Consider the following 26522-nt stretch of genomic DNA (forward strand, 5'->3'; position numbering starts at 1 on the left):
CATATTACTCTTTTTTATGTTTAAAATACACATATTTCTTGTATTTAAATTAAATGTGTCATAATATAATCATTGTTAGTGAAAATATAAGAATTAAATTGTTTATGTTATTTTTTGAATATTTGAGTTAGGGGTAAATTATGAAAAAGAAATATAAGGGAAATTATTCAGAAACTGATAGGACTACTAGGGTAAAGATGTATAAGGCGGGTAAATCGTGGGTAAGTTCGTTAATATCGAGTATTGGACTTTTAAAAATTTTTCGAGGCAAGGACTTACCGAAAATCAACGTTCAAGAAGTTGACTGCGAGAGAAAAGAATCTTTGGATTCTGGAAGCAAAAATGCTCTGAAACTACTGGCTTCATTAGGTGCACTTACTGGTGGTGTCTTTGTTTCATCCAGTGCTGTGTCTGCTGACCAAATTGCAGGCAAGACTAAAACAGTATCTGCAAATACTGTCTTAGCTAATAAAGACACTGCTCAATTAAGCAGCAATGCCAACAGTTCCTCTGAAGCATCGACAACAGGTCAAAGCAGTGAATCGAATACTACTTCAGAATCTGCAAGTCAATCGATTTCAGCAAGTGAAAGTGCATCTACATATAAAAGCAGCTCGCAAAGTGAAAGTATTTCTGTTAGTGAGAGTTTAAGCAACTCAAGTGCTGCAACTAGCGAATCAGTTCCAGCATCGAATTCTTCATCTGCTGCTAAAATTTCTTCAACAAAGAGTGTTTCATCAAATAGTGCTGCGTCTTCGATGAGTAGTACAACTGCAAGTAGTGAAAGTGCCGCATCTTCGAAAAATAGTACATATATAAATAGCGAGAGCGCTACATCTGCTAACGATTTATCTTCAGTAAGCAGCACAAGTACAAATAGCGAAGATGTTATATCGGCTACTAACACTGGATCCTCAACAAGTAGTACAGCATCAAGTGAAAGTGCAGCATCGGAAAATGATAGCCTTTCAACAAGTGACATTGTATCAAATAACGGAAATACTGCTTCAACCAGTGAAACAGCATCTGAAGTCGCAAATGAACAAAATACAAACTTTGGAATTAAGAACATTACAAAGCGGGCAATAGTTGCTAATAATAAGGGTATCACTGCGCTAAAAGCTGCGACAGTAAGCGAAAATAAAGAAAGCCTCCAAGCTGCCAATACTGGTTTTTCAGTTAGTGATCCGACCTATCCAAATGGAATGCCTGGCAATGGAGATAACGCAAATAGATACAGTTTTGAATGGGTTAAGGTTTATAATTCTTCTTCTTCTAACACTTTACAGGGGAGTATTGTGGTCTCAATAGATCGTAATGACAGTGGAACTCTCTATATAAAGGAGACAAAGGGGACAACTACGAATGAATTAACTCTTACAGTAGATGCTACATCGGCCTCTTCAAAATCATTTGGTGGCTTGACATACTATTACGACAATGTGGATGGAAATTACTCATTTGTTATTAAAGGCAACGGCTATGGGCTGGAAAATGACTATGTCAACTATACTACCGGATCTAATAAGTATGGGACGATCACTAATTTCGTTCCTAAAAAAATTAGTCAAACAACATCCTATGTTGATGAGGATGGAAATTCAATTTCAGGAATAGATCCTGTAACTCAATCTGGTTGGACAGGTCAAGACTACACAACTTCAGCCGGTAAAGTTGTTACTGGCTATTATACAAGTGATACGAATCAAAATGGTAATGGTAAAATGTCACAATTTGGGAAAATTGACGCCAAATATGAAAAGAATTATCATGATGGTTACGTAAGAGTTGTTTATACTCAAACTGACGCGAATGGAACAATGCAGGTCGAAATTTATGATAGATATTCGAACGGTGGTATAGAATATCTGGCAAAAACTGTGTCTGTGCCAGTATCTGGAAGTACTACCTATAAAGGCCATAGTGGGTCAACATATACTATTGTCAATCCTTATGTCAAACAAACACAGGATATTCAATATCAATACCATAAATTAGGCAATCTGATAGTTAAGGATGAAAATGGAACTATAATTAGCCAAGAACAGTACGTTAACGATACAACTGATGCATCAAAAGCATATTATCCATCTGTCAAAGACAAGCCAGGCTATATTATGACCGCGGAGGATGCTGATGGTAATACTGTTAATATGACCGACATAAAAAATGGCAGAGTTCCAGCTAAACTAGGTAAGGACACTATCATAACCCTTAAGAAGGATCCTGTGAGTGTCAGTCAGTCGCAATCTTCCAGTCAAAGTGCCTCAACAAGTACAAGTGAGTCAGGTTCGACAAGTATGAGTAATTCTGCTTCAACAAGCACGAGTCAATCTGCTTCAACAAGTATGAGTGGTTCGGCCTCGACAAGTGCGAGTCAATCAGCTTCAACGAGTGGCAGTGAATCCACTTCAGCAAGTACAAGCGAGTCCGCTTCGACAAGTATGAGTGAGTCTGCTTCATCAAGTACCAGTGAGTCGGCTTCGACAAGTATGAGTGAGTCAGCTTCGACAAGTGCGAGTGAATCCGCATCAGCAAGTACAAGTGAGTCAGCTTCGACAAGTGCGAGTCAATCTGCTTCAACAAGTACCAGCGAGTCTGCTTCATCAAGTACGAGTGAGTCGGTCTCAACAAGTATGAGTGGTTCGGCTTCAACAAGTGCGAGTCAATCTGCTTCAACAAGTACGAGTGAATCAGCCTCAACGAGTGCCAGCGAGTCAGCTTCGACAAGTGCGAGTGAATCTGCTTCAACAAGTACGAGTGAGTCCGCCTCGACAAGTATGAGTGGTTCGGCCTCGACAAGTGCGAGTGAATCTGCTTCAACAAGTGCCAGCGAGTCCGCATCGACAAGTATGAGTAATTCTGCTTCAACAAGTACCAGCGAGTCAGCTTCGACAAGTATGAGTAATTCTGCTTCAACAAGTGCGAGTCAATCTGCTTCAACAAGTACGAGTGAATCAGCCTCAACGAGTGCCAGTGAGTCCGCCTCGACAAGTATGAGTAATTCTGCTTCAACAAGTACGAGTGAATCAGCCTCAACGAGTGCCAGCGAGTCAGCTTCGACAAGTATGAGTGGTTCGGCCTCGACAAGTGCGAGTGAGTCTGCTTCAGCAAGTACGAGTGAATCTGCTTCGACAAGTGCGAGTGAATCTGCTTCAGCAAGTACGAGTGAGTCTGCTTCAACGAGTGCCAGCGAGTCGGCTTCGACAAGTGCGAGTGAATCTGCTTCAACGAGTGCCAGCGAGTCCGCTTCAACAAGTACCAGCGAGTCCGCTTCGACAAGTGCGAGTCAATCGGCCTCGACAAGCACGAGTGGTTCGGCTTCAGCAAGTACGAGTGAATCTGCTTCAACAAGTATGAGTAATTCTGCTTCAACAAGCACGAGTGAATCCGCATCAGCAAGTACAAGTGAGTCAGCTTCGACAAGTGCGAGTGAATCTGCTTCAACAAGTACGAGTGAGTCGGTCTCAACAAGTATGAGTGGTTCGGCTTCAACAAGTACGAGTGAGTCTGCTTCGACAAGTGCGAGTGAATCGGCCTCGACAAGCACGAGTCAATCTGCTTCATCAAGTACAAGTGAGTCCGCTTCAGCAAGTGCGAGTCAATCTGCTTCAACGAGTGCCAGTGAGTCAGCTTCGACAAGTATGAGTGGTTCGGCCTCGACAAGTGCGAGTGAATCGGCCTCAACGAGTGCCAGTGAGTCCGCTTCATCAAGTGCAAGCGAGTCGGCTTCATCAAGCACGAGTGAATCGGCCTCAACAAGTACAAGTGAGTCAGCATCAACAAGTATGAGTGGTTCGGCTTCAGCAAGTATGAGTCAATCAGCCTCAACGAGTACCAGTGAGTCCGCTTCAACGAGTGGCAGTGAATCAGCCTCAACGAGTGCCAGTGAGTCTGCTTCCGCAAGCACGAGTGAGTCGGCTTCGACAAGTGCGAGTGAATCGGCCTCAACAAGTACAAGTGAGTCAGCATCAACAAGTATGAGTGGTTCGGCTTCAGCAAGTATGAGTAATTCTGCATCAACAAGTACGAGTGAATCCGCATCAGCAAGTACAAGCGAGTCCGCTTCAACAAGTACAAGCGAATCTGCTTCAACGAGCACGGATGGAACTGCTTCAAGCGAATCAGATCAAAATAGTACAAGCGGTACTGGTGAGTCCTTCGATAATAGTACAAACGGTTCAGCGGTAAATTCAGGCTCATTAAATCAAAAACATACCAAGGCGACAAAAAAAGATAAACTTCCTCAAACAGGTGATTCAACATCTGATGATGCTGTATCTCTTGGAGTAGCTGTCTTGTCAGCTACTGCGTTGTTAGGTATGAAGGCTAAAAAAAGGAAAGACTAGTCAAAGTAACTAATAAAGAACCTAGATAAAAAAAGATATAAAGTTTAAACGTTACTACTGTTATTTTTCCATGCAGCAGACAGAGCAACAAATACTTTAAACCTAATTCAAAAATGAATTAGGTTCTTTTTTTACTCATTTTTAACTATGTTTTTGAAGCGCATCTACCCTCTACACAAACATATTATTACCAAGTTGCGAGGCATTATTTTATAATGGGTAAAATATTGATGTATATAGTGTGAAAATCTATATTTTAAGGCATATGAAGCAATGAAAGATTAACTGAGTTTGTGTGCATTAAGAACATGGGTCGTTTTTTTTTAGTGGTGCTTATTGTGAGAATGAGGTATTCAAAAATGCAATCTCTAATTCTTGATATTAGTGTTATATATTAATCGTTTTTAAAAAGAACTGAATGATGCAAGTTAGCTGATCCAGGGATAGAGAGCAAGTGATTACTTTCAAAAAATTCTAAAGTATGCTAGTATCTTTTAGACGTGGTGAAAATAAAGTTCATTATTTTCACAAAAATGAAATATATTTAAGTATAACTATTTCTTTTAATAATTTAATGTTCATTTTAAGATAGATTTACAAAATTAAGGATTTATAAAAAAGTTGTACAAACGTGAAAAGGAGAATGATGATGAAAAAGTGGATTTTAATAGCTCTGACTATCTTGAGCGTTTTAGGGTTCTCAGTTAAATGCGCCCGTGCAGACAATCAGGCAGATATTAAAATTGATGGGCAGTTTACTGATTGGGATGGTGTTAATAAATCAAAAGTTGGTTACTATCATATGGGTAATTGGGCCGTAGAGGTTGGTAATGAAGATTTATGGGTTTATATCGATAACGGCGGCAATTCTGATATGTCAATTCCAACACAAAATTACACTTTGAAAGTTGGAAGCAAATCTTATAATCTGGCATTTAGCAGTTCTGATTCGCAAGTGACGATTACTGCTAGAGATATGAACAACAGCTGGCAATCACTTGGAGATGTTGGGACAGGAATTATTAAAAAGGATGGTTCAAAACAGACAGGTGAGTTCACATTGTCGCTATCAAAGTTAGGTGTTTCTTCGGCAAAGGCTGATGAAACGACATTGGCGAATTCGAGTTTAGGCTCGCAGACTGTAACGGGGACAACATTTCAGTCTAGCTCGAGCTCTTCGAGTTCAAACGCAGATTCAAGTTCAGCCAGTTCAAGTAGTTCATCTAGTACTACAGAGTCAAGCAGTTCATCTTCAGTTTCATCAAGCAGCTCAGAAGCGACTTCTGGGTCGCAGAGCTCAGTGTCGTCATCATCCTCCCAAGCAAATCCGAATAATCAATCAAATAACTTGGGCGTCGTAATCGATGGAAGTTTTACTGATTGGGATGATAAAACGAAATCGGCGATGCAGATTACAGGCGATAATGACAACATTAAAAACGTATCACTGTTAGCTGATGATAAGGATATTTATTTCTACATTGAAATGCATCCGGTGTTATCTGGAGGATACGTCACATTTCAGCCGGCAGGGTATGAACTGACAGTCGGTAACGTTACTTATTATCTTGACTTTAACGGAAATAGTACTGTTAATCTGGACGAAGGACAGACCAAATTAGTGAAACTTGGAATATATAATGCTAAGGACAATTCATATGTGACACTAAACGATCAAGTTGGAGTTACGAAGAAAAAGATCTCACAGAAGATGGGAGACGGATCAACGGTGGAGGGAGAAGCATATGTTTTAGAATGCGCAGTCCCATTCAGCGCATTGAAGTCAAGCTCAAATACTTCAGGTCAAACGATTGCGTTAGCGAATCGGAACTTGTGGACAGGACAAGTGAATGTCGCCGGAGGTAGTACCAAACCGCTTATTTTAGCCGGAACCGGACTTTTGATTGCAGCTTTTTCCGTCTATAAATTCGGCGTATTTAAAAATAGAACTAGGGGGAAGAAAGCTAAATGAGTGTTTACTTAATTATCGGGATAGTCATCTGGGTTTATGTCCTGTCTTTGCTTAAGAGAACACAGCTTTCTGCATTTTCTTTCATCTGGGGTAGTGTGGGACTCTTCTTTGTCTTGATAACGCTCAGCAATCGTTATTGGATTTGGTTTTTTACTCAGGCAGTTATGAAAGGCGTCGGTTGGATCGGGAGTCTGACACAGATGAGCAGCACATTGCCGAAATACAGCATTATCAGTATTTTCAATTCAAGCTCGCCGGTAAACATGTCAATTGACTATGAATGCTCGGGCGTAATTGAAACTCTGGCTTTTTTAAGTTTGGTCTTTTTCTTCCCCATCTATAGTCGGTATGAAAAACTTTTCTTTTCTCTTTTGGGGGTTCTCTGGATTTACTTAGCCAATGTGATCCGTCTGCTGCTGATCATTATTATTGTGCATTTTAATGGTGGACAATCGTTTTTCATCGCGCATTCGCTGATTGGACGATTTGTCTTCTATGCGTTAGTAATCGCATTATATTATCTAGTATTTACCTCTTCTCAACTTTCGCACAATATGTATTTCACTTGTAAAAAATGGGTACAGCGTCTAGTAAAGAAAGGAAGAATATCGAAGTGAGCTACTGGTTAGATTTAACTTTTTTTAAAATGGGATTTTGGATTACTTGGGCACTGATTCCCGTAGTTGTTGAAGTTTTACCGGCTTTCTTTTCGAGTATCTGGTTGATTGTTCAGCATTGGCATCCGGTCAAGTTGAAAGTTCCTGAAAAGCTACCGGTAATTTCGTTGATTATCCCTGTATATAATTCAGAAGCAACTTTGTATGACTGTATTCGCTCAGTTAATGACTCATCATATCCAAGTAATTTAGTTCAAATTATTTTGGCAGATAATCAAAGTACAGATAACAGTTTTGCAGTCTATGAACGAGCACAAAATGAATTTCCCAATTTGAATCTCCGCTTGATCCGAACTGAACAAGGCAAGGCTAAAGCTTTGAACTCAGCAATCTATAGCAGTATTGGCACCTATATTATCAACATTGACAGTGATGGAGTTCTTGAAAAGAATGCTTTAATGAATATGGTCTTGCGGTTCGAAAATGACTCGAAATTAGCGGCACTTACAGGAACGATTTTACCGCAAAAAGAGCTGATTAGATCTTCTAAAAAAAGGAGTCTACGGCTGCTGCAGCGAAATGAATATTTTGAATATGCGCAAGCATTTCTTTCAGGCAGAATAATTGAATCACGTAGCAATCGATTATTTACCATGTCAGGAGCTTTTTCAGCTTTTCGTAAAAATGATCTGCTTCAAACCTTTCTGTATAATACAGGGACAATCGGTGAAGATACTGACATGACTTTTCAAATGCGTGACAGATTAAAGAGCAAAGTGGCTATTTGTTCAGATGCGATCTTCTATATTGAGCCTATCGACAGTTTGGATGACCTCTATATCCAAAGACAACGTTGGCAAACGGGTGAGTTAGAGGTTGTAGATAAAAACGAATCGGATTTGAAACTAAAATCATTTTTCAGAAGTTTTCTTGTCCGTCGGATGATGTTAGATCATACTTTTTTGTTTCCTAAGCTTATCTGGTCAGCCGCCAGTATTGTTTTGCTTTTTCTAGGTTATTCATGGGTCATTCTTTTAATGTCTTATTTGCTCATCTATTTTCTTTATATCGGTGTCAGCTTATTGAACTACATCTGTGTTCTGCTGCTTCTAAGAGGATTTACTGAGGAGCGAGCCTTTTTCAGAGCGTCATGGTGGGTCGTTTTCACACTCCCATTTTACAATTTCATCTGTTCATGGTTCAGATTGATCGGTACTCTGAATAGTATGACAAGAAGGTCTAGTTGGAATACGATTCGTTTTAAACAGGAAATAGTGAAGCTGTATCGCCAGTTTTTAGAAGACATAAAAACGATAAAAAATAAATGGAGGTAGTTTATGTCACAACTCAATTACAGTTACAGAATAAAATCATACTTTAATGCGAGCCATGCGATTCGATGGGAGAATGGGACTGGTCAAAAGCATACGCACACTTGGGAGGTTATTTGCGAACTCAGTAGCCAAAGCGAGCAAACAGTGATTTTCAGTGATATTGAAAAAGCTTTGAACGGAGTATTTGAAAATATTTCTGGGGGCTTTTTAAATACCTTGGAAGATTTCAAGGAGCGCAATCCAACTGTTGAAAATGTTACGTTGTGGTTGTATCGTTTGATTACACATGCTTTAGAGCAGTTGGATGTCCAATTGACGCGGCTTGAGGTTAGTGAGTCGCCTACCCGGACGTATTGTATTACAATCAGTGACTAGAAAATGGTGATAAAATGTTTAAGCGCATCTTCAAAATAATGAATTCAGGCACTTTAATTTTGTTCAGCTTTTTTATTTTGCTAACATTCTTTTTTGCGTTGACTTCATCAAATATTATTTTAGGTGATAATCAAATTACTGGGGCTGGGACAACTTTTTTCACGACAGTATGGTTGATCATATTAGGAGCGATTGTAATTTGTTTCAAGACTTTCAAGAAAGTCAATCGGTTCATGTATTATCTTTTCATAAAGCAGCGCCTCAAAACTGCGACTATTTTACTTTTGCTGGTCATTTGCGGACAAGTTTTCTTTGTTTTAACCGTCCATCCAGCAATCGGTTTCGATGCAGGAGCAATCCATCAGGCGTTAACTGATCGAACCAGTGTGGAGATCAAGGCGTATTACAGTATCAACTACAATAACTTGCCTTTATTGCTGCTGCAGAATTTTTTTGTTCAACTGTTCGCATCAAAAACATGGCTTTTCTTTGATTTATTGACGTTGTTGTTTGTTGATCTATCAATGCTTTTTAATCTTATAAGTGTCGCAATTGTTGACCGTTCAAGGTTGGCTACGGCTATTTATCTCCATGTCGGTTGGCTGTTGGTTTTTCCCATGATTATTGTACCTTATACAGATACATGGGTCCTCCCGATCGTTTCGGGCTATCTTCTATGTTATTGTATTGCAAAAAGTAAAAAAACGAATCTTTTAATAAAGCTGCTGGCAATTATAGGATTCAGCATTCTACTGGTCGCAGCATACTTTCTTAAACCTTCAGCAGTTATTGGTGGAATCGCAATCGGAATTGGTGAGTTGTTGTTTTCTTTATCGAAGCTTAGTCTTTCTAAATGGCGCAGTTGGTATTCCTTGGGGGCTATTCTCTTTTCTGGTGTAGTGATTTTGGGAAGTCATCAGATGATCAATCAGCGAATCACGGGCCAAAAATATATTCAAGTTGATCAGTCAAGAGCAATTCCAGCGATTCATTTTATCAGCATGGGTGTCTCCGGGGACGGAGGATATAATCCTAAGGATGCACTTGCAATGGCGCAAATTCCAACTAAAGCAGGTCGTACTGCATACTCAAGAAAGATGCTGGTAAAGCGGCTCAAGAACAAAGGCTTTTTCGGTTATATTAGTTTTCTTTTTAAGAAACACCAGGCTAATACTGCTGATGGGTCGTTTGCTTGGGTCAAGGAAGGGCACTTTATCGCTGAGAATCCCAAGCCATCCAAGCACGGTTGGGCGGGACAATTAAAACAATTTATTTATCTGTATGGAACACGTTTAGGTGATTTCCGGTTTGCTGCACAACTGTGGTGGATTATTTTACTCGGAATAATTGCTCTAAGTTGGCGTGACCGAAGAAGTTTTGTTCAGATACTGCGATTAGCGCTGATCGGCGGTTTTATATATCTTCTAATTTTCGAAGGCGGAAGAAGCCGCTATTTAATTCAGTTCTTACCATATTTTCTGATTATGGGAGCTTTGACATTTAAGCACTCACTTCAAACCATGGAAGAGTTAATTTCTTTTTTGCGGTATGGGAATACTGGAAATAAGCCGGGTAACAAAAAGAAATAAACTGAGCTTCGGCAAATTAGCAGGTGTTGACCAATATCACAGATATCTAAAAACAAGGCAGATAATTATGCCTTGTTTTTTATATTCTGTAAGTAGTAGTTGCTGCAAAAATATAATAGTTTAAGACATATGGGAAGGACAAAATGTGTGGAATGAACAACTAATGTTTATTGCCAAAAAGCTTGCTATACAGAAAGGGGTTATCAACGTCTTAATAAAAAACTTAAAACTAATTACTTAAATGATGAGATTGGGTCATTGATTCAATAAGTTATTCTTGAAGCAGTACATTCTAAAAAAGTGGGAATGACAAGGGCACATGGAGTCGCTCTATTTTTTTGAAAAATTAGCTATCATTTTGTTGAAAGAAAGTAACTGTTTATTGTTGAAAAACCACAATTCATAATATTTCAACCATCGAAATGTTGCCAAATAGTCATTTGACTTCGGTTATGGAGTTCGTATAATCAAAACGGAAGCACTTACAAACAAATGATTATAAGGCAGGTGAAATGATGTTCAAAAGAAGAGTCTATTGGGCAATTAGTGCATATTTTTTCTTTTTCTTTGTCAGTTTTGCGGCATGTTATTCACTATATTCGATTTGGCTAAGTAAGTCTCTTGGATTAAGTGCGACTGATTCAGGAATCGTTTTTGGCCTTAATGCTGCAGTAACGCTAGCTGCCCAACCACTTTACGGATACATTCTCGATAAATTAGGTTTAAAGAAAAACGTATTGATTTTCTTGGGAGTATTATTATCTTTTTCAGGACCTTTTTTCATATACGTTTACGGAAATTTGCTAATCAGCAATTTAATATTTGGATCACTTATCGGTGGGGCGTACGTTGGAATTGGATTTCAAGCTGGGTCAAGTGCGCTTGAGTCTTACGCACAAAAAATTAGCTTGAGGTATGGGTTTGAATATGGTCGTGCCAGAATGTGGGGTTCGTTAGGCTGGGCCGCGATTACTGTTTTTGCAGGAAAGCTTTTTAATTTAAATCCAGATTATAATTATTGGATTGCTTCTTTTTCAGCCTTAATTATGCTGGCTATTATTCTGATGACCAAAATTGATGTCAGTCAAGAGGATCTAAGTCAATCTCGATCTGTGTCACTTGGCGACTTAAAAGCATTGCTTAAACTAAAAGATTTTTGGGTACTGGTACTTTTCTCATTGGGAGTAACATGTGCTTACAACTTATATGATCAGCAGTATGCAGCCTATTTTTATACGCTGTTTGTTTCTAGAGCACAAGGTAGTCAAATTTATGGGTACGTTAACTCACTACAAGTGATCCTTGAAGCGGGAATGATGTTTGTAGTTCCCAAACTGGTTAACAAACTAGGTGCTAGAAATTCATTGCTTCTAGCGGGACTCGTCATGTCAATTAGAATTATTCTTTCAGGTGTTGTTTCAGGACCATTTTTACTGGCTATTATGAAATTGGTCGAGGCTTTTGAAATTCCAACATTTCTAGTAGCCATTTTTAAATATTTGAATCAAAACTTTGAATTACGCTTATCATCAATACTATATCTTTTCGGATTTCAATTTTCTCGGCAAATCGGTCAAATTATTTTATCAGTTTTAATTGGAAGTGCTTATGATCAGTTTGGCTTTAGAATGTCATACATTTTTTTAGGATCATTCTCGCTGATTTTTGACGCTATTTCATTTTTCATGTTAAAAAAATCTGGTGCCAAGATAGATAATTAAGCAAGAAAACTGACTATTAAACATCTTAAATTGCATAATATATGTTTAAAAACGGAATTGGATCAAACGTTATATTTTGATCCAATTCCGTTTTTATATTATTTTTGACGGTACTTTTTTAATTGAATAGAGCTGTTGACGTTTGAACGATAAAGGCTAGGGGATAGGCCGGTAAAATGTTTGAAAGCTCTAGAAAAATGCAATGGATTAGAGTAGCCGCACGAGTACGCAATAATATTGATCCAGTCATCAGTTGTTTCTAATAATTCACGTGCTTTGCGCATCCGGCATTTTGTTAGATACTCTTTTGGACCTACACCAATAACATTTTTAAAAATTTTATACAAATAGGTACGGTCTAATGACATATATTCAACGACATCGTTGACCGAGATAGGGGTTTCGTAATTATTTTGAATATATTGCATAGCTTTGGTGAAGAGCTTGTCAGAAGAGTTTTGTTCGTCCAGCAGGTTTTTGGGATACATTAGTTGTAATTGATCCAGAATCTGTAGGAGTTTTGATGTGTAAATGAGATCATTTTCGCGATCCATGTGAGATAATTCTAAGAGTTCAAATATTTTATCACGAATAATTTGGGCATGATGATCGCTGACAAAGAAAATTGGATTTGTATGATCAATATTTATTCTTTTCATATATTCAATAGCTAATTTCCCGGTAAAACGAATCCAATGAGTCGTCCACGGATCGTACTTGTCAGCGGACATGGTCACAATTTTTTGCGGTTCAATAAAAAAGAAAGCTCCCTTAGTTAAAGTATATCTTTTATTATTGCTAGTAAAGACACCTTTTCCAGCTGAAACATAGTGAATCATGTAACCAGTTCTTCCTGCCGGCCCATAGGTATGCATGGGTTTTGCTAAATCACTGCCACCAGATGACAGGTATAGATAGGGATTGTAAGCTTTATTGTTAAAACCGTAAAATTGCACCATTTGTGTGACCTCCTTGCATTATTTCGCTATGTTTATGCAACATTTTACCATATGATAAGCGTTTTCACAATTCTATAATAAAGTTATTAAGAAGTCCTGCAGGTTCTTATTTTAGTCAAATATTTTACCGGGGGGTAATTCTATGAAACACGAACGCGAAACCTATGAAAAAATTTCTGATGGTATTCTGACAGCAATTGGTGGGAAAGATAACGCTATTGAGGCTTTCCATTGTGCTACAAGACTTAGAATCAATTTGAAAGATACAAGCAAAGTTAATGCCGATGCAATTGCTCAGTTAGACCTTGTAAAAGGAGTTAATATTAATCGTAATCAACTACAAATTATTTTTGGGGCAGGTTTAGTTGATGAAGTAACTTCCGTTTTTATTCAACATACTGGTATTCCTGCTCAAAGTACAGAAAATAATGTGACAGAGAAGACTGCAGATGACCCGAAACAAGAAAAAAGCTGGTTTTCACGGTTTCTTGATGATTTAACGGGTGTATTTTCCGATATTCTGCCAGGAATTTTAGCCGGTGGTATTTTAATTGGGGTCAATAACTTATTTACGCAAAAAATATTCGGTAGTCAGTCATTAGTTCAGGCAATACCAGGCCTAAGTGGTATTTCAGTGATTATAAATCTAGGTGCATCTGGAATTTTTGCAATGCTGCCATTACTTGTCTGCTATGCTGCTACTAAAAGATATGGTGGTAGGCCGGTAATGGGGTTAGCGATTGGAACGGTTATGATGTCTTCAAGTCTTCCGGCGATGGCCGATGTACAAACAGGTGCAGCTAAGGCTTTGATTGCTAATATTTTTGGCTGGCATTTATCACTGACAGGTTTTGGCGGTCAAATCATAGTGGCGTTAATAATGGGTTATATTGTTGCTAAAACTGATAATTTTTTTCAAAAGAAACTTCCAGGTGTTATTCAGTTCGTTTTAGCGCCGATGCTGACAATATTAGTAGCTTCATTCCTGTTATTTATGGTAATCGGACCTGTTGGAGTAGCATTGTCGACTTGGATAACTAATGGTTTGGTTTGGATGTCCGGAGCTTTTGGAATTTTTGGATATATTATTTTTGGTGGAATTCAACAATTGATCGTTATCACAGGTCTACACAATATGTTTGGTGCAGTCGAAGCACAATTAATCGCTACAACAAAGTATGATTTTCTAAATCCGCTTTTTTCAGGAGCCTTGATGGGCCAAGGCGGCGGGGTGCTTGGTTATATGCTGCTTAACCGCAAAAGTAAAAAAGCACAAGAGGTTGGTATTTCGGCTTTCTTCTCGGTCCTATTTGGAATATCCGAGCCGGCCTTATTCGGAATTAACATTAAAAACCGGTATCCATTAATTGGTGGTTGTATTGGAGGAGCTGTGGCAGGTGGTTTTACCTATCTAACTAAAATTACTGCTGTTGCATTCGGAACAACTGGATTGACTGGCATTGCAATTGCGGCTCCACAAAATAATGGTTACTTAAACTATATTTTAATGAATTTAATTGGATGTTTGGTTGGAATGATTGCAACAATCATAATTGGAAAATTTTTTATCAAAAAACAAAATCAAACTGCATAATAAATTCATGTAGTTAGCGTGGAGGACAAGAGAATGGTTAATAAATCTGCACAGTTTAAGAACATGATCAAGCACATTGATCAGGTTCCTGAAAATGTAATCAAGGAAGAAGAAAGACTAACGGCGGCTAGTCCATTTCGACAAAAGTTTCATATTGAAGCAAAGTCCGGTTTTTTGAATGATCCAAATGGCTTCAGCTTTTTCAATGGAAAATATCATTTATTTTATCAGTGGACACCCCTAGCTTTTAAAAAGGATCCATCAATTTGGCATCATGGATGGTACCATTTGGCTTCATCTGACTTGGTAAATTGGGAAGATCTAGGTCCTGCTATTGAAAGTGATAGTCCTTTAGATAAACACGGCACTTATTCTGGAAGTGCGATGACAGTTAATGATAAATTATTCTGCATTTATACTGGTAATACGTGGACTAATACTCAAACTGATGATTGGAGACGCTTGCCATACCAAGTTGGGGCGTGGATGGATAAAAAAAATCGATTTGAAAAGATTGATAAGCCATTAATTACAGATAGTTTTTCAGATTGTACAGGTCACTTTCGAGATCCTAAGATTTGGATGCACGATAATAATTATTATGCAGTCTTAGGGGCCCAAAGAAGAAATCTTACGGGGACAGCTAAAATCATTAAATCCGTAGGTAGCGATCTAACGCAGTGGCAAAAATATGGGGAGTTAAAAACGGATGAAAAACATTTAGGATATATGTGGGAATGTCCTGACTACTTTGAAGTGGATGGACAAGGAGTGTTGCTTTTCAGTCCTCAAGGGTTACCAGCTAAAGGCGATCATTATAGGAACATCTATCAGACAGGTTACTTTATTGGGGAGCCATTAAACTATGACACACTTGAATTCAAACATGAAAAGTTTAAGGAACTAGATGCTGGTTTTGATTTTTATGCCACACAGACTATGGAAGCACCGGATGGACGCCGAATAATGCTCGCTTGGTTTGGAATTTCTGAAATTGACTACCCCACAACGAAGTATCATTATTCTGGTTGTTTGACAATTCCACGAGAATTGATCATCAAAGACAAAAAGTTATTACAACGCCCAATTAGAGAGTTAAAAAGCCTGCGAAAAAAGGAAACTCAAATAAATTTGCTTATTGATGATAGTATGTCCGAGCTAAATCTTACGGGGATGGTAACCCAAGAATTAGATTTTGAAGTTGATTTAAGTTTAGCGGAAAAATTCGTACTTGATTTGCGCGCTGATCAAGAAAACTCACATCATACTAGATTGATTATTGATAAGGAAAAACAGGCTTGCATTCTTTCTCGGAAAGACAGCGGAGTAATGTTTGCTGAAAAATATGGAACTGAACGGAGACGGCAAGTTAAATTTCAAGAAAAACTCCATCTTCACATTTTTATCGACGTTTCTTCAGTTGAAATTTTTATTGGTAAAGGCGAGGTCGTTTTTTCAGCAAGAATTTTTCCAAATGAAGATCAAACGAAAATTTTTGTACAAAGTATAGGTGGAGAGAGTCATTTAGTTGGTAAGATCTGGGATTTATAGGAGGAAAGAGTATGTTTAAATTCTTTAAAAAATCTGTTCTGGAAGCAGATAATCATCTATATGCACCAATAGCAGGGCAAGTTCGGTCTATAACAGAATCATCTGATGCAATGTTTTCTCAAAAAATGATGGGTGACGGTTTTGTTGTTTTCCCAACGTCTGAAAGAATTGTCAGCCCTGTAGCAGCTGAAATCACAATGATAGCAGATACTAAACACGCGCTTGGTTTGAAAATGGCGAATGGGGTCGAAGTTTTGATTCATTTGGGTATAGATACAGTAAACATGCAAGGAAAACCCTTCAACTTAGTGGTTAAAGTCGGTGATATCCTGAAACCGGGAGATAAGATCGGCTCTATGGATCTCAGACAGATTGCCGAAGCAGGTTTAGCTAGCGAAGTAATGGTCGCTTTGACGAATTCAGATGACAAAATCTCAAAATTACAGTTATCTGCCGAAGAGTTCGATGCCGGGGAAAGACTTGGCGAAATGTTTTTGTGAGTTTCGAAAAAGTTTAATTAGTATAATGATAAAAAGACTTGTTAATCATTATATTAGCATCGTATATTTTCTTGATGTGTCTAATATTTTAACTTATCAAGAAGAAAGTTTGGCTTATGCGGAGGGTGTGAAAAATTAAGCATGAATATCATAAAAAATGAACGCTATCGCCAGAATTATCATATTATACCGCCACAAGGTTGGATGAATGATCCGAATGGCTTGTGTTTTTTCAAGGGTTACTATCACGTCTTTTTCCAATATCATCCTTACAGTGCTGAATGGGGACCGATGCATTGGGGTCATGTACGAAGTTTAGACCTAGTTCAATGGGAAGAATGTCCCATTGCACTAACTCCTGGTGATCCTGAAGATAAGGATGGTTGTTTTTCTGGAAGTGCAGTAGTGAAAGGCAATAAAATGTATCTGATATATACAGGGCACCACTATGTAGAAGGTACGAACCAGCAGAAATTTTGGCAAAATCAAAATATTGCAGTCAGTGAAGATGGGATTCATTTCCAAAAGTACGATGGGAATCCGGTAATTGCCAAGTCGCCAGACGACAATAGCGATGATTTTAGAGATCCAAAAGTCTGGTATGAAAATGAGGCTTGGTATATGGTACTGGGAAGTCAAGCTAATAATAAGCAAGGCAGAGTACTTTTATATCGTTCAGAAAACTTGTTTAATTGGAAATATATGGGTGTGCTGGCGGTCGCAGATCCAGAATTAAATGAGGGTTATATGTGGGAATGTCCGGATTACTTTGAGTTGAATGGCAAGAAGATCTTGCTGCTTTCCCCGCAAGGAATAGCTGCAGAACATGGAATGTTCAAAAATAACCATCAAACAGGTTACTTTATTCTTGATTCAAATGGAGAAAAAAGTAATAAGAGTGTTTTTCATGAACTAGATTCTGGGCATGATTTTTATGCGACACAAACATTTATGACAGAGGATGGCAGAAGAGTTATGTTTGCTTGGATGGATATGTGGGAGACAGAAATGCCAGAACAGTCAGATGGCTGGGCGGGAACAATGACAATACCACGTGAACTAAAAATGCATGAAGACAAACTGTACACATACCCAATAGCTGAGTTAAAAAATCTTAGAAGTGAATTACTGTTCTCACAAAACAAAATTATTAAGGAACTTAGTATTGACAGTTCCTCTCATTCACTAGAAATTAACGCAGTTTTTGAGTGGTCAAAGATCAAAACAAACATTTATTTTAACATGAACGATAGAAATAAAAATCGAATTATTAGTATTGAGTTCAATCCTTTAAAGGAGAAAGCATATTTATGGAGGAAGGGCAAAGATGAAGAGCGGGAAGCACCTTTTAGTCTAAAACAGCAATTAGAACTGAAAATATATATAGATAGTTCCTCTATCGAAATTTTTATTAATAATGGAGAAAGCAGTTTTAGTGAGCGCTTTTATGCAGAAGGAGAATTGAATTTTGTTTTTAAATCAGAAATTCTGATTAAGCAGCAAGTGAACGTTTATTGTTTAAATGCAAATCGGTAATTTGGAAAATATTGTCAGTGATATGTATTCAACACTAACGGTTTTTAACTCCCATTACGGGGTGAAAAACAACATTTTTAGTTAATAGTATCAAGCAGGTAAATAAAGAAAGTTAGAAGGCAGTTGTACGCTGTTGCTAGCTTTCTTTATTTACTACTTAAACAATTTTTGAACATTCTATGTCGCTCTTTTGATTATAAAAAGTTTAAAATAAATTACTTTAATTGTATTTTTGGGAAACTTCAACAATAATGGTGGTAATCTGCATTTGTTTCTGAGAATACTAATTATTAATTCAGAACAAAGTGCATTAGTTTTAAGGAGAGAGGGGCAATATAGAATGAATGATCCAAAATTTAGATTTCCAGATAAGGCATCTTATAAATTTGTAACTGATTATTTTTCCTCTAAAGGGGTCGAGGTAGAAGATATAGCTTCTATTACTTATAATATTCAGAAACGTTATATTTCTGATTTAACACTTGAGGAAGTTAATAGGGCAGTGATTGACGTTCTGCATAAACGTGAAGTATTGAATAATGCAATGGTAGGTATTGTGCTGGACCAGCTTGCTGCCAAACACCAGCTTCCTGAACCGCTGCAAAGCATTATTGAAAAAGATGTTGGTGTTTTCGGTGTTGACGAGTTGCTGGCTGAAGGGGGTATTTCGGGAATCTATGGTAAAATTGCCACGACTAATTTCGGTTATCTTGACAAGGAAAAACATGGAATTCTTAAGAAGTTAGACACGGAGGCGGATGGCAGTGTTAATACATTTTTAGACGACATTATTGCTGCAGTGGCTGCAGCTGCAGGAGCAAAAATCGCACATGCGCATGCCTAGTTCTGTAAATAGTTTTGGATAAAGCGAAATAAGGTTAATCTATTTTTTAAATAGCCCTGACAGATTCTTCACTGAAGGTTAGAGTACAAATAACATTATTAATTAAATTCTAATTTTTGATCTTTTGAGAAGAAGAGTAACTGCCACGATCATTTTTAGAGAATCCGGCTAGGCTGAGAGTGGATAATGATCAAAGCGATGAAGATGAACTTTGAAATAGAAGCATTCAGTGAAAGCTGGATGTTCGGTAGGAACCGTTACTTTCCCAGATATATATGAGTATCGTTGAGGCATCAGCTTTGTTGATGTAAAAAAGAGTGGTACCGCGGAATTGTTCTCGCCCCATGTCAAGTCATTAATAGTGACTAGCAGGGGGCTTTTTGTGGTTTCAAGAATCATACGCAAATTTTAGTAGTTGGCAGAAGATAATGGTTTAGCAGTTTGAAAGAAAAGGTGGAATTTTAAATGACAAATGCAACAGTGACGAAATTACATTGTGATATTGTGGGCAGTTTTCTGCGACCAACTAAGTTAAAGCAAGCCCGTGAATCTTTAAAGACGGGGAAGATCTCGGCTGCATAGCTTCATCAGGTAGAGGATGAAGCGATTAAAGATTTAGTGAAAAAAGAAAAGAAACATGGTCTGAAAGTTATAACTGATGGTGAATTTCGTCGCAGTTATTGGCATTTAGATACGTTCTGGGGATTTTGCTCCGCTCACAGAGAGACTAGGTTGATGAGAATAGTTAGTGGAAGTACAGGTGAAGATGCTCTTTTAGAAAATTTGGTGCGAACCTTTTTCGGAAAGCATTGAACGCAAATTCCCGTTACAGAATCAAGGTTACAGTTATCAGAGTATGACCTGTTGAGGATGTTTAAAGTAATTTAACCATCAAAGAACGAGTGGTAACGTGTTTTTTTAGGAGATTACATTATATTCAGCAGCCGATAATTTAGCAGAGCAAAAATTTTGGCGGTATTTGAGCTTTAAGGAGCATCAAAATATTAAATATCTTGATCTTGATTTATAATATATTGAATAACAAGGAGGCTAAGTTATGACCGAAAAAACTGCATGTGATTTTCGCCCTGCGAAAAAAACAGTTGCCATTAAGCAAACGATAACTATAGATAAACGTTTTTCAAGACAGGAGCTGCCAATTGAAGCTGATCGTTATCGTCTTATTTTAGGAAAATTTTGTCCTTGGGCTACCCAAGTTGCAATTGAAATTGATTATTTAGGATTGGATCAAGTCATTTCTAAGGGTGTGATTTGGCCCTTACGGCGTGCAGATAATCACGCTGATTGGATGTTTGGCGCAAAAGACAACGACCAAGATCCTGTTTTAAAAACCTCTAAACTTTCACAGAATTACCAAAAAACGATCCCAGGTTTTGATGGTCGTCCAAGTGTCCCAGCCCTAATCGATATTAAAACCGGACAGGTCGTTAATAATGTTACGGATGTACTTTTAGATGAGCTGGCTCTTTGCTGGGCTAATTATTTTGATCAGCCTCATGAATTCTTTTATCCACCGAAACAGCGAAGTGAATTTAAGGTAGCTGCAAATACTATTCTGCACAAAATAAATGAAATTCCTGGCAAGATTCTGAATGTTAAGTCGCAGAGTGAATACGAAAGATTGGCTGGAATTTTTTTCAAACAATTAGCTAAATTCGAAAAAACATTACAACAGCAAGATTACTTATGGGGGGATCATCTGACTCAACTTGATATAAGATTATTTGCGAGTCTAGTCAGATTTGATTTAGTTTATTATTATCAGAATAAGCTGAATTATCGACGCTTAACGGATTACCCAGCACTATGGGCTTATGCAAAACGGTTATACCAGATCCCAGCTTTTAAAAATAATACCGATTTTCATGATATCAAACAGCATTTTTATCGGGTTGATGATCACGATATTGATTCTTTTGAACAGGTCGTTCCTATGTTGGATGAACAGAGATGGGCCAATTGATGTAACTTATTTGTTGTTATTCACTAAAATAGCTTGCATGTTGGGCCTATTTCACTGAAAAATAATAAGCGTTACTTTATTAAAGTTAGTTTCTAAAGCGCAACAATTCAACGCTTTAAAAAATAAGCGCGATGTGGTTTTGGCTATAAGTAATGTGAAGTTAGACGGAGTAAATAAGGGAACTAGATCAAACGTTAACGTTTGATCTAGTTCCCTTATAGGTTGAGCTCGATAGACACACTATTCAAATTGATAGTACCTACAGTCCCAACCTTATTATTCGAATTTTAAAGATTTGAATCAATTATAGTATCTAGCAATATCCAGTATTCAGACTACTTGATATTTACATTTCGATAAAATAAAACTGTTCCATACGGTGAAATTTGCAACCCTTTAACTTTGTTCTTCAACAGATATGACATACCGCCTTGATAAACCGGTGCTGTAAAGGCATCTTTTTGCAGTAATTGTTTTTCTGCCTGAATTAATGTTGACCAACGTTTAACAGGGTCAGTAGCATACGTGGTTGCAGCCTTATTCAACAGGTCACGGAAGTTGCTGTTGTTATAGTCGTCATCTAAATGATATTGACCACCATCACTGATGAAGTTGACTGGATCTGCATAGTCCGGCTGCCATGTTCCATAAACCATATCGTAATTATAGTCCGTTGTTGCGGCTAAGCGCGATTTAAGTGGAATTGAATGCAGAGTAACTGTCAGACCTGGCAGGTTAGTTTCTAATTGGCTTTGCAGATATTCGCCAATTTGTTTGGAATCAGTTGTATCAGAAGTCAGCAGCTGGATACTCATTTTGCTGGTACCAAGTTCTTTTTTGGCTTCTGCCCATTCTTTGCGAGCCTGCTTTAAGTTGTAGGTCAGCATATTTCCAGCATCTTGACGATAATCGTTGCTTGTTTTTGAATTAAACGTAAAATCTTTTGGTACAATACCATTCAGCGGTGAACCAACGTGGAGTATATTTTTAACTAACGAATTTTTATTAAATGCCATGGCGATTGCCTTACGGAAATGGACGTTAGCAGTTGTTTTTCGATGAACATTAAATGACATATAACCAATCAAAGGAATCGTTTTAGAATGATACCCCGAGGTACGCTCATATTGTTTTATGTAATCTGTCGTCAGCATTGCATAATCCAACTTATTAGTTTGATAGAGATTACCGGCAGTTGAAGAGTCCTTAACGACCTGAACATTAACTCGCTGGAGTTTAATATCCTTTTTATCCCAGTAGTTTTTATTTTTAACATAAGTCCATTTAAGATTGGTACCAGTCCAGCCCTTGACAACGAACGGTCCATTATAAACGGCTTTGGATGATGAGGTTCCGTAATTGTTTCCGTATTTTTCAACAATTTTCTTATCTTGAGGATAGAAGGGAGCCCCGGTCATTAATTCAGAGAAGTAGCTGATGGGGGATTCTAGGGTAACTTGTAATTTATATTTCCCAAGAGATTTGATTCCTAGATCTTTCACAGGAAGTTTCCCTTCAGCGATCTGAGTACCGTTTTTAATTGGCTGAAACCTTTGAGAGTTTGGCGATGCAGCCGTCGGATCAACCATCTTTTGCCAAGCGTAAACATAGTCTTCAGCGGTGACTGAGTCGCCATTCGACCATTTGGCATTTTTTCGTAGATTAAATGTATAGGTTTTTTGATCCTTGCTGACAGAAACGCTTGAAGCTCCAGCCAAAACCGGTTTATTTTTTGAGTTAAACCGGTATAATCCTTCAAACGAATTTTCCAAAGCCTCTAAGCTAGTAGTGTCACTGTACTTAGTAGTGCTAAGTGTTGCCATTTCAGCGTTTGTCGCGACTCGTAGAACCTGTTTTGAACTGCTGCTGGAAGAACCGCTTTTTCCACAAGCAGCCAGCATTACCACACTTGTTAATGCAACACTAGCTAATGCTAATAGCCTTTTTTTCATAAGATTGCCCCCTCTTGAATTAAAGCTTGTCATCGAATAAAATCAAAGAGCCTCCGGCCGTTTTATGACCGGAGGCTCCATTATAAACTAAAATTAGTGCTTTTTTAGATAATAGAGTTCGTATGTTTCACGACCGGCACATCAAAGAACATGTTGTAATTTTTACAACATGGACAACAATTGCACATTGTTAAACGTTGATTGCAGATCATAATAGAAACTCCCTTCGAAATTATCGATGATACCTTTAGATTAATTGTTTAAATAACAACTGTCAACTAATAATTATTATTTCACAGCAATTAACGAATTTTTTTATAATGGAAATGCAAAAAGTACGTTAATGTACCTTGTATCAGAACGTAAACCCTGTTACTATCACTTTGTTTAACCAATTTAAAATAGAATGGACGATAGATCAATGCTAAAAAAACCTATTATTGGAATTCCTGCTGGGATCATGACCTCCAGAGGGACAAAACGCTATTATATTAATGAAGCAGATGTTCGTGGGATAGTTAAGGCGGGAGGTACACCGGTAATGATTCCCAGTGAGGCAATTGCTGATATAGATTACTACGTAAAAATTTGTGATGGTTTATTTTTTACAGGAGGGCCAGATGTTTTACCGACTTTTTATGGTGAAGAGCCGCATACAAAGATGGGATTCAGTGATATTCAGCGTGATCGCTTAGAATTGCGACTAGCGAAAAAAGCTCTGGCTGTAGGCAAACCGATGTTTGGAATTTGTCGCGGAATGCAAGTTATCAATACAGCGCTAGGTGGGACGCTTTACCAAGATTTGGATAGTGAATATGATGGCAATGCAGATTATTTAATCAAGCATTTCCAAGCTGCTCCGTCTGCTGAACCAACACATTATGTAAAAATTGAGCCAGAAACACGTTTGTATAAGCTTTACGGTTCGCGCTGGCTGGTCAACAGCCGTCACCATCAAGCTGTTAAGAAAATTGGTGCCGGTTTAAAAATAACCGCAACTGCGAGTGATGGGGTAATTGAAGGTTTTGAGAGCGAAAATGGTAAGCAGATTTTTGGTGTTCAATGGCATCCAGAAATGCTGGTGGCAACAGATGAAAAGATGCAATTGATTTTCAATGAATTTATCAATTATTTGGCATAGAGTTGAAATATAAGAACTCCCTGTAAACTAGTAGGTGTGTTCAAACACAAATGGCTGTAATCACAGTGATTTATAAAAATAGAACAGTTAATTATGAATTTTTTTACTGAATACAAAAAAGAGAAATACTGCCGAATGATTAATTCGCAGCATTTCTCTTTTTGTTTGCAACATTAAACGCAATATTGAACCTGTTAAACTGTTAGTTTTTGACCGACATACAGATAGTTTTCATCACTAATTCCATTTGCCGAAATTAGTTTGCTGACAGTTGTGCCGTATGTTCTGGCGATCGAACTCAACGTATCACCGGATTTAACGGAGTAACTACCATTACTGCTTGTCGAAGACGAACTTGTTGAAGAAGTCGTTGAACTTTTAGTAGAACCAGAAACAGAAAGTTTTTGACCAACATACAGATAGTTAGTATTACTGATGTCATTCAAGGAAGCTAAGGTGTTGACACTCGTACTATATGTTCTGGCGATCGAACTCAACGTGTCACCAGACTTAACAGTGTAACTACCATTGTTGGTTGTTGAAGACGAACTTGTTGAGGAGGATGTCGTTGAACTTTTGGTAGAACCAGAAACAGAAAGTTTTTGACCGACATACAGATAGTTAGTATTACTGATATCATTCAAGGAAGCTAAGGTGCTGACAGTCGTACTATATGTCCTAGCGATCGAACTCAACGTGTCACCAGACTTAACAGTGTAGCTACCATTGCTGGTTGTTGAAGACGAACTTGTTGAGGAGGACGTCGTTGAATTTTTAGCAGAACCAGAGACAGTAAGTTTTTGACCGACATACAGATAGTTAGTATTACTGATATCATTCAAGGAAGCTAAGGTACTGACAGTTGTACTGTATGTCCTAGCGATCGAACTCAATGTGTCACCAGACTTAACAGTGTAACTACCATTGCTGGTTGTTGAAGAAGTCGTTGAACTTGAACTGCTGGTTGAGTTAGAGACACGTAACTTTTGACCAACATAGATATAATTCGTATTACTGATATCATTCAAGGAAGCTAAGGTACTGACAGTTGTACTGTATGTCCTAGCGATCGAGCTTAAAGTGTCGCCGGATTTAACGGTGTAAGTGCCATTGCTGGTTGTTGAAGAAGTCGTTGAACTCGAGTTGCTGGTTGAGTTAGAGACACGCAACTTTTGACCAACATAGATATAATTTGTATTACTGATATCATTCAAGGAAGCTAAGGTACTGACAGTCGTGCTATATGTTCTAGCAATTGCGCTCAGCGTATCACCAGATTTAACGGTATAAATTCCGTTATTGCTTGATGTACTGGAAGAAGTTGTTGAACTCGAATTACTGGATTTTAGGACAAGCAATTTCTGACCCACAGAGATGAAGTTTGCATTGCTGATGCTGTTCAATGTAACGATCTTGCTGACGGTTGTGCTGTAAGTATTTGCAATCGCAGTTAATGTATCGCCAGATTTGACAGTGTAATAAGTATCATTTGTAGAACCTGTAGTACTTGGCGTACTCGAAGAAGTACTATTAGAATCAGTGTCAATGACAACTCCAGTATATTTAAACGCCACTTCATCCCAGGTATTTAATTTGTAAGTTGAAATAATTGATTCTAATTTAGATGCGTAACTGATATCAGTAGCATAGCCATCTTGATAGATCTTTGTTGCAGCCTTACTTGAATTTGTTTCGCCAATCAAATTACTGTAACGCGAGTTATCAGCTAATAGCTTGGCGTGGTCAACAATGCTTTCACTATCATTGCTGTAAGCTCTAAACGTCGCATAAATCGTGTGATAGCTGCCACTGTAGTATTCTTGTGTTGCAAGTGTGACAGTTTTCCCGGTCCAAGAAGTTCCAGCCTTGATACCGAATAAGTTATGGTATTCGCTAGATAAACTTGAGGTACCCCAGCCACTTTCAAGAATAGCCTGTGCAGCGGTCAAAGAAGGGAGCACCTTATATTTAGTCCAACTTTCGATTGATCCTTCCAAAATTTGATTTAAGAAATTAGCAACCTTAGTGTTGTATTCAGAATTATTCTCTTTTTTCAATGCAGCAATTTTGGCTGCTAATTCGGCCTTCAATGTGGCAGCTGTTGTTTCAGTTGTCGTTGAAGCTGGGCTAGCAACAATTGTTTTCACTGAAGTAGAAGAAGTGCTTGTAACTGAACTTTTTTTACTTACAGAGCTGCTCTTTGCAGCAGAAGAGGAATCTGCCGCTGTTTTATCGCTACTAGAACTAGCAGAAGAGTTTTCAGCTTTACTGCTTGAAGATGAGCTAACAGAATCAGTCGAACTGCTCTTTGCAGCGGAAGTGGAATCTGCCGCTGTTTTATCGCTGCTAGAACTAGCAGAAGAGTTTTCAGCTTTACTACTTGAAGATGAGCTAACAGAATCGGTCGAACTGCTCTTTGCAGCGGAAGTGGAATCTGTCGCTGTTTTGTCGCTGCTAGAACTAGCAGAAGAGTTTTCAGCTTTACTGCTTGAAGATGAGCTAAC

Annotated in this window: 18 protein-coding genes and 1 pseudogene; 16 read left to right on the forward strand and 3 right to left on the reverse strand. The window is 38.1% G+C overall.

The features are described 5' to 3' along the window. Positions 1-140: 140 nt before the first annotated feature. The 7 genes from FC19_RS09850 (at position 141) to FC19_RS09880 (ending at position 11957) form a co-directional block, all read left to right on the forward strand. Positions 141-4349, forward strand: a complete 4209-nt coding sequence (locus FC19_RS09850; RefSeq protein WP_057876779.1) for a KxYKxGKxW signal peptide domain-containing protein — start codon at positions 141-143, stop codon at positions 4347-4349. Positions 4350-4998: 649 nt separating this feature from the next. Further along, entirely contained in the window at positions 4999-6321 is a 1323-nt protein-coding gene (locus tag FC19_RS09855) for a Firmicu-CTERM sorting domain-containing protein (protein WP_057876780.1), read from the forward strand. After that, positions 6318-6938 carry an exosortase family protein XrtG gene (gene xrtG / locus FC19_RS09860; RefSeq protein WP_057876781.1) on the forward strand — a complete coding sequence of 207 codons (621 nt, stop codon included), beginning with the start codon at positions 6318-6320 and terminating at the stop codon, positions 6936-6938. Before FC19_RS09855 ends, xrtG begins: the two co-directional genes overlap by 4 nt. Then, positions 6935-8272, forward strand: a complete 1338-nt coding sequence (locus FC19_RS09865) for a TIGR03111 family XrtG-associated glycosyltransferase (RefSeq protein WP_057876782.1) — start codon at positions 6935-6937, stop codon at positions 8270-8272. The genes xrtG and FC19_RS09865 overlap by 4 nt, the downstream gene beginning before the upstream one ends. 3 nt (positions 8273-8275) lie before the next feature. Continuing rightward, positions 8276-8647: a 6-carboxytetrahydropterin synthase gene (locus FC19_RS09870; protein ID WP_057876783.1), complete on the forward strand. Its 372-nt coding sequence runs from the start codon at positions 8276-8278 to the stop codon at positions 8645-8647. A 38-nt stretch (positions 8648-8685) separates the two neighbouring features. Then, complete coding sequence (locus tag FC19_RS09875) at positions 8686-10236, forward strand: TIGR03766 family XrtG-associated glycosyltransferase (protein ID WP_268872822.1); 1551 nt, start codon at positions 8686-8688, stop codon at positions 10234-10236. A 515-nt stretch (positions 10237-10751) separates the two neighbouring features. Continuing rightward, positions 10752-11957 carry an oligosaccharide MFS transporter gene (locus FC19_RS09880; RefSeq protein WP_057876784.1) on the forward strand — a complete coding sequence of 402 codons (1206 nt, stop codon included), beginning with the start codon at positions 10752-10754 and terminating at the stop codon, positions 11955-11957. Between the two features lie 98 nt (positions 11958-12055). Here FC19_RS09880 and FC19_RS09885 read toward each other — a convergent pair whose 3' ends face one another. Next, positions 12056-12916, reverse strand: coding sequence for an AraC family transcriptional regulator (locus tag FC19_RS09885; RefSeq protein WP_057876785.1), 861 nt, complete (start codon positions 12914-12916; stop codon positions 12056-12058). Between the two features lie 142 nt (positions 12917-13058). Here FC19_RS09885 and FC19_RS09890 point away from each other — a divergent pair, with 142 nt between their 5' ends. From FC19_RS09890 to FC19_RS09920, 7 genes and pseudogenes are all read left to right on the forward strand, one after another. Beyond that, positions 13059-14510: a PTS transporter subunit EIIC gene (locus FC19_RS09890; protein ID WP_057876786.1), complete on the forward strand. Its 1452-nt coding sequence runs from the start codon at positions 13059-13061 to the stop codon at positions 14508-14510. Positions 14511-14543: 33 nt separating this feature from the next. Beyond that, positions 14544-16061 (forward strand): glycoside hydrolase family 32 protein, encoded by a 1518-nt coding sequence (locus tag FC19_RS09895; protein ID WP_057876787.1) that lies wholly within the window; start codon positions 14544-14546, stop codon positions 16059-16061. Positions 16062-16072: 11 nt separating this feature from the next. Then, positions 16073-16561: a PTS sugar transporter subunit IIA gene (locus FC19_RS09900; protein WP_057876788.1), complete on the forward strand. Its 489-nt coding sequence runs from the start codon at positions 16073-16075 to the stop codon at positions 16559-16561. A 141-nt stretch (positions 16562-16702) separates the two neighbouring features. Beyond that, complete coding sequence (locus FC19_RS09905) at positions 16703-18097, forward strand: glycoside hydrolase family 32 protein (protein WP_057876789.1); 1395 nt, start codon at positions 16703-16705, stop codon at positions 18095-18097. A gap of 340 nt (positions 18098-18437) precedes the next feature. After that, positions 18438-18941 carry a phosphatidylglycerophosphatase A gene (locus FC19_RS09910; RefSeq protein WP_057876790.1) on the forward strand — a complete coding sequence of 168 codons (504 nt, stop codon included), beginning with the start codon at positions 18438-18440 and terminating at the stop codon, positions 18939-18941. A gap of 465 nt (positions 18942-19406) precedes the next feature. Then, a pseudogene (locus FC19_RS11390) lies at positions 19407-19649 on the forward strand (5-methyltetrahydropteroyltriglutamate--homocysteine methyltransferase); the annotation flags it as partial. A 349-nt stretch (positions 19650-19998) separates the two neighbouring features. Then, positions 19999-20925: a glutathione S-transferase C-terminal domain-containing protein gene (locus tag FC19_RS09920; RefSeq protein WP_057876792.1), complete on the forward strand. Its 927-nt coding sequence runs from the start codon at positions 19999-20001 to the stop codon at positions 20923-20925. A 335-nt stretch (positions 20926-21260) separates the two neighbouring features. Here the strand turns inward: FC19_RS09920 and FC19_RS09925 are convergent, their stop codons facing one another. Continuing rightward, entirely contained in the window at positions 21261-22877 is a 1617-nt protein-coding gene (locus tag FC19_RS09925; RefSeq protein ID WP_057876793.1) for a peptide ABC transporter substrate-binding protein, read from the reverse strand. 406 nt (positions 22878-23283) lie between these two features. Here FC19_RS09925 and FC19_RS09930 point away from each other — a divergent pair, with 406 nt between their 5' ends. Continuing rightward, positions 23284-24018 carry a gamma-glutamyl-gamma-aminobutyrate hydrolase family protein gene (locus FC19_RS09930; RefSeq protein WP_083488435.1) on the forward strand — a complete coding sequence of 245 codons (735 nt, stop codon included), beginning with the start codon at positions 23284-23286 and terminating at the stop codon, positions 24016-24018. Between the two features lie 194 nt (positions 24019-24212). Here the strand turns inward: FC19_RS09930 and FC19_RS09935 are convergent, their stop codons facing one another. After that, on the reverse strand, positions 24213-26108 hold the full coding sequence (locus tag FC19_RS09935; RefSeq protein ID WP_162261197.1) for a LysM peptidoglycan-binding domain-containing protein: 1896 nt from the start codon (positions 26106-26108) through the stop codon (positions 24213-24215). Between FC19_RS09935 and FC19_RS11595 the strand changes: the two genes are divergently transcribed. Beyond that, positions 26086-26522: hypothetical protein (locus tag FC19_RS11595; protein WP_162261198.1), on the forward strand; the 437-nt coding region annotated here is incomplete at its 3' end. The two genes, FC19_RS09935 and FC19_RS11595, sit on opposite strands and share 23 nt — an antisense overlap.

Origin of the sequence: Liquorilactobacillus aquaticus DSM 21051 (genome assembly GCF_001436755.1) — a bacterium.
GTDB classification, from domain to species: domain Bacteria; phylum Bacillota; class Bacilli; order Lactobacillales; family Lactobacillaceae; genus Liquorilactobacillus; species Liquorilactobacillus aquaticus.

Bases quoted from the DNA above. Each gene is read 5' to 3' on its own strand.
- FC19_RS09910 (WP_057876790.1), top strand. From the start codon at position 18,438: ATGAATGATCCAAAATTTAGATTTCCAGATAAGGCATCTTATAAATTT.
- FC19_RS09880 (WP_057876784.1), top strand. From the start codon at position 10,752: ATGTTCAAAAGAAGAGTCTATTGGGCAATTAGTGCATATTTTTTCTTT.
- FC19_RS09885 (WP_057876785.1), bottom strand. From the start codon at position 12,916: ATGGTGCAATTTTACGGTTTTAACAATAAAGCTTACAATCCCTATCTA.
- FC19_RS09925 (WP_057876793.1), bottom strand. From the start codon at position 22,877: ATGAAAAAAAGGCTATTAGCATTAGCTAGTGTTGCATTAACAAGTGTG.
- FC19_RS09920 (WP_057876792.1), top strand. From the start codon at position 19,999: ATGACCGAAAAAACTGCATGTGATTTTCGCCCTGCGAAAAAAACAGTT.
- FC19_RS09905 (WP_057876789.1), top strand. From the start codon at position 16,703: ATGAATATCATAAAAAATGAACGCTATCGCCAGAATTATCATATTATA.
- FC19_RS09850 (WP_057876779.1), top strand. From the start codon at position 141: ATGAAAAAGAAATATAAGGGAAATTATTCAGAAACTGATAGGACTACT.
- xrtG (WP_057876781.1), top strand. From the start codon at position 6,318: ATGAGTGTTTACTTAATTATCGGGATAGTCATCTGGGTTTATGTCCTG.
- FC19_RS09930 (WP_083488435.1), top strand. From the start codon at position 23,284: ATGGACGATAGATCAATGCTAAAAAAACCTATTATTGGAATTCCTGCT.
- FC19_RS09855 (WP_057876780.1), top strand. From the start codon at position 4,999: ATGAAAAAGTGGATTTTAATAGCTCTGACTATCTTGAGCGTTTTAGGG.
- FC19_RS09895 (WP_057876787.1), top strand. From the start codon at position 14,544: ATGGTTAATAAATCTGCACAGTTTAAGAACATGATCAAGCACATTGAT.
- FC19_RS09890 (WP_057876786.1), top strand. From the start codon at position 13,059: ATGAAACACGAACGCGAAACCTATGAAAAAATTTCTGATGGTATTCTG.
- FC19_RS09900 (WP_057876788.1), top strand. From the start codon at position 16,073: ATGTTTAAATTCTTTAAAAAATCTGTTCTGGAAGCAGATAATCATCTA.
- FC19_RS09875 (WP_268872822.1), top strand. From the start codon at position 8,686: ATGAATTCAGGCACTTTAATTTTGTTCAGCTTTTTTATTTTGCTAACA.
- FC19_RS09870 (WP_057876783.1), top strand. From the start codon at position 8,276: ATGTCACAACTCAATTACAGTTACAGAATAAAATCATACTTTAATGCG.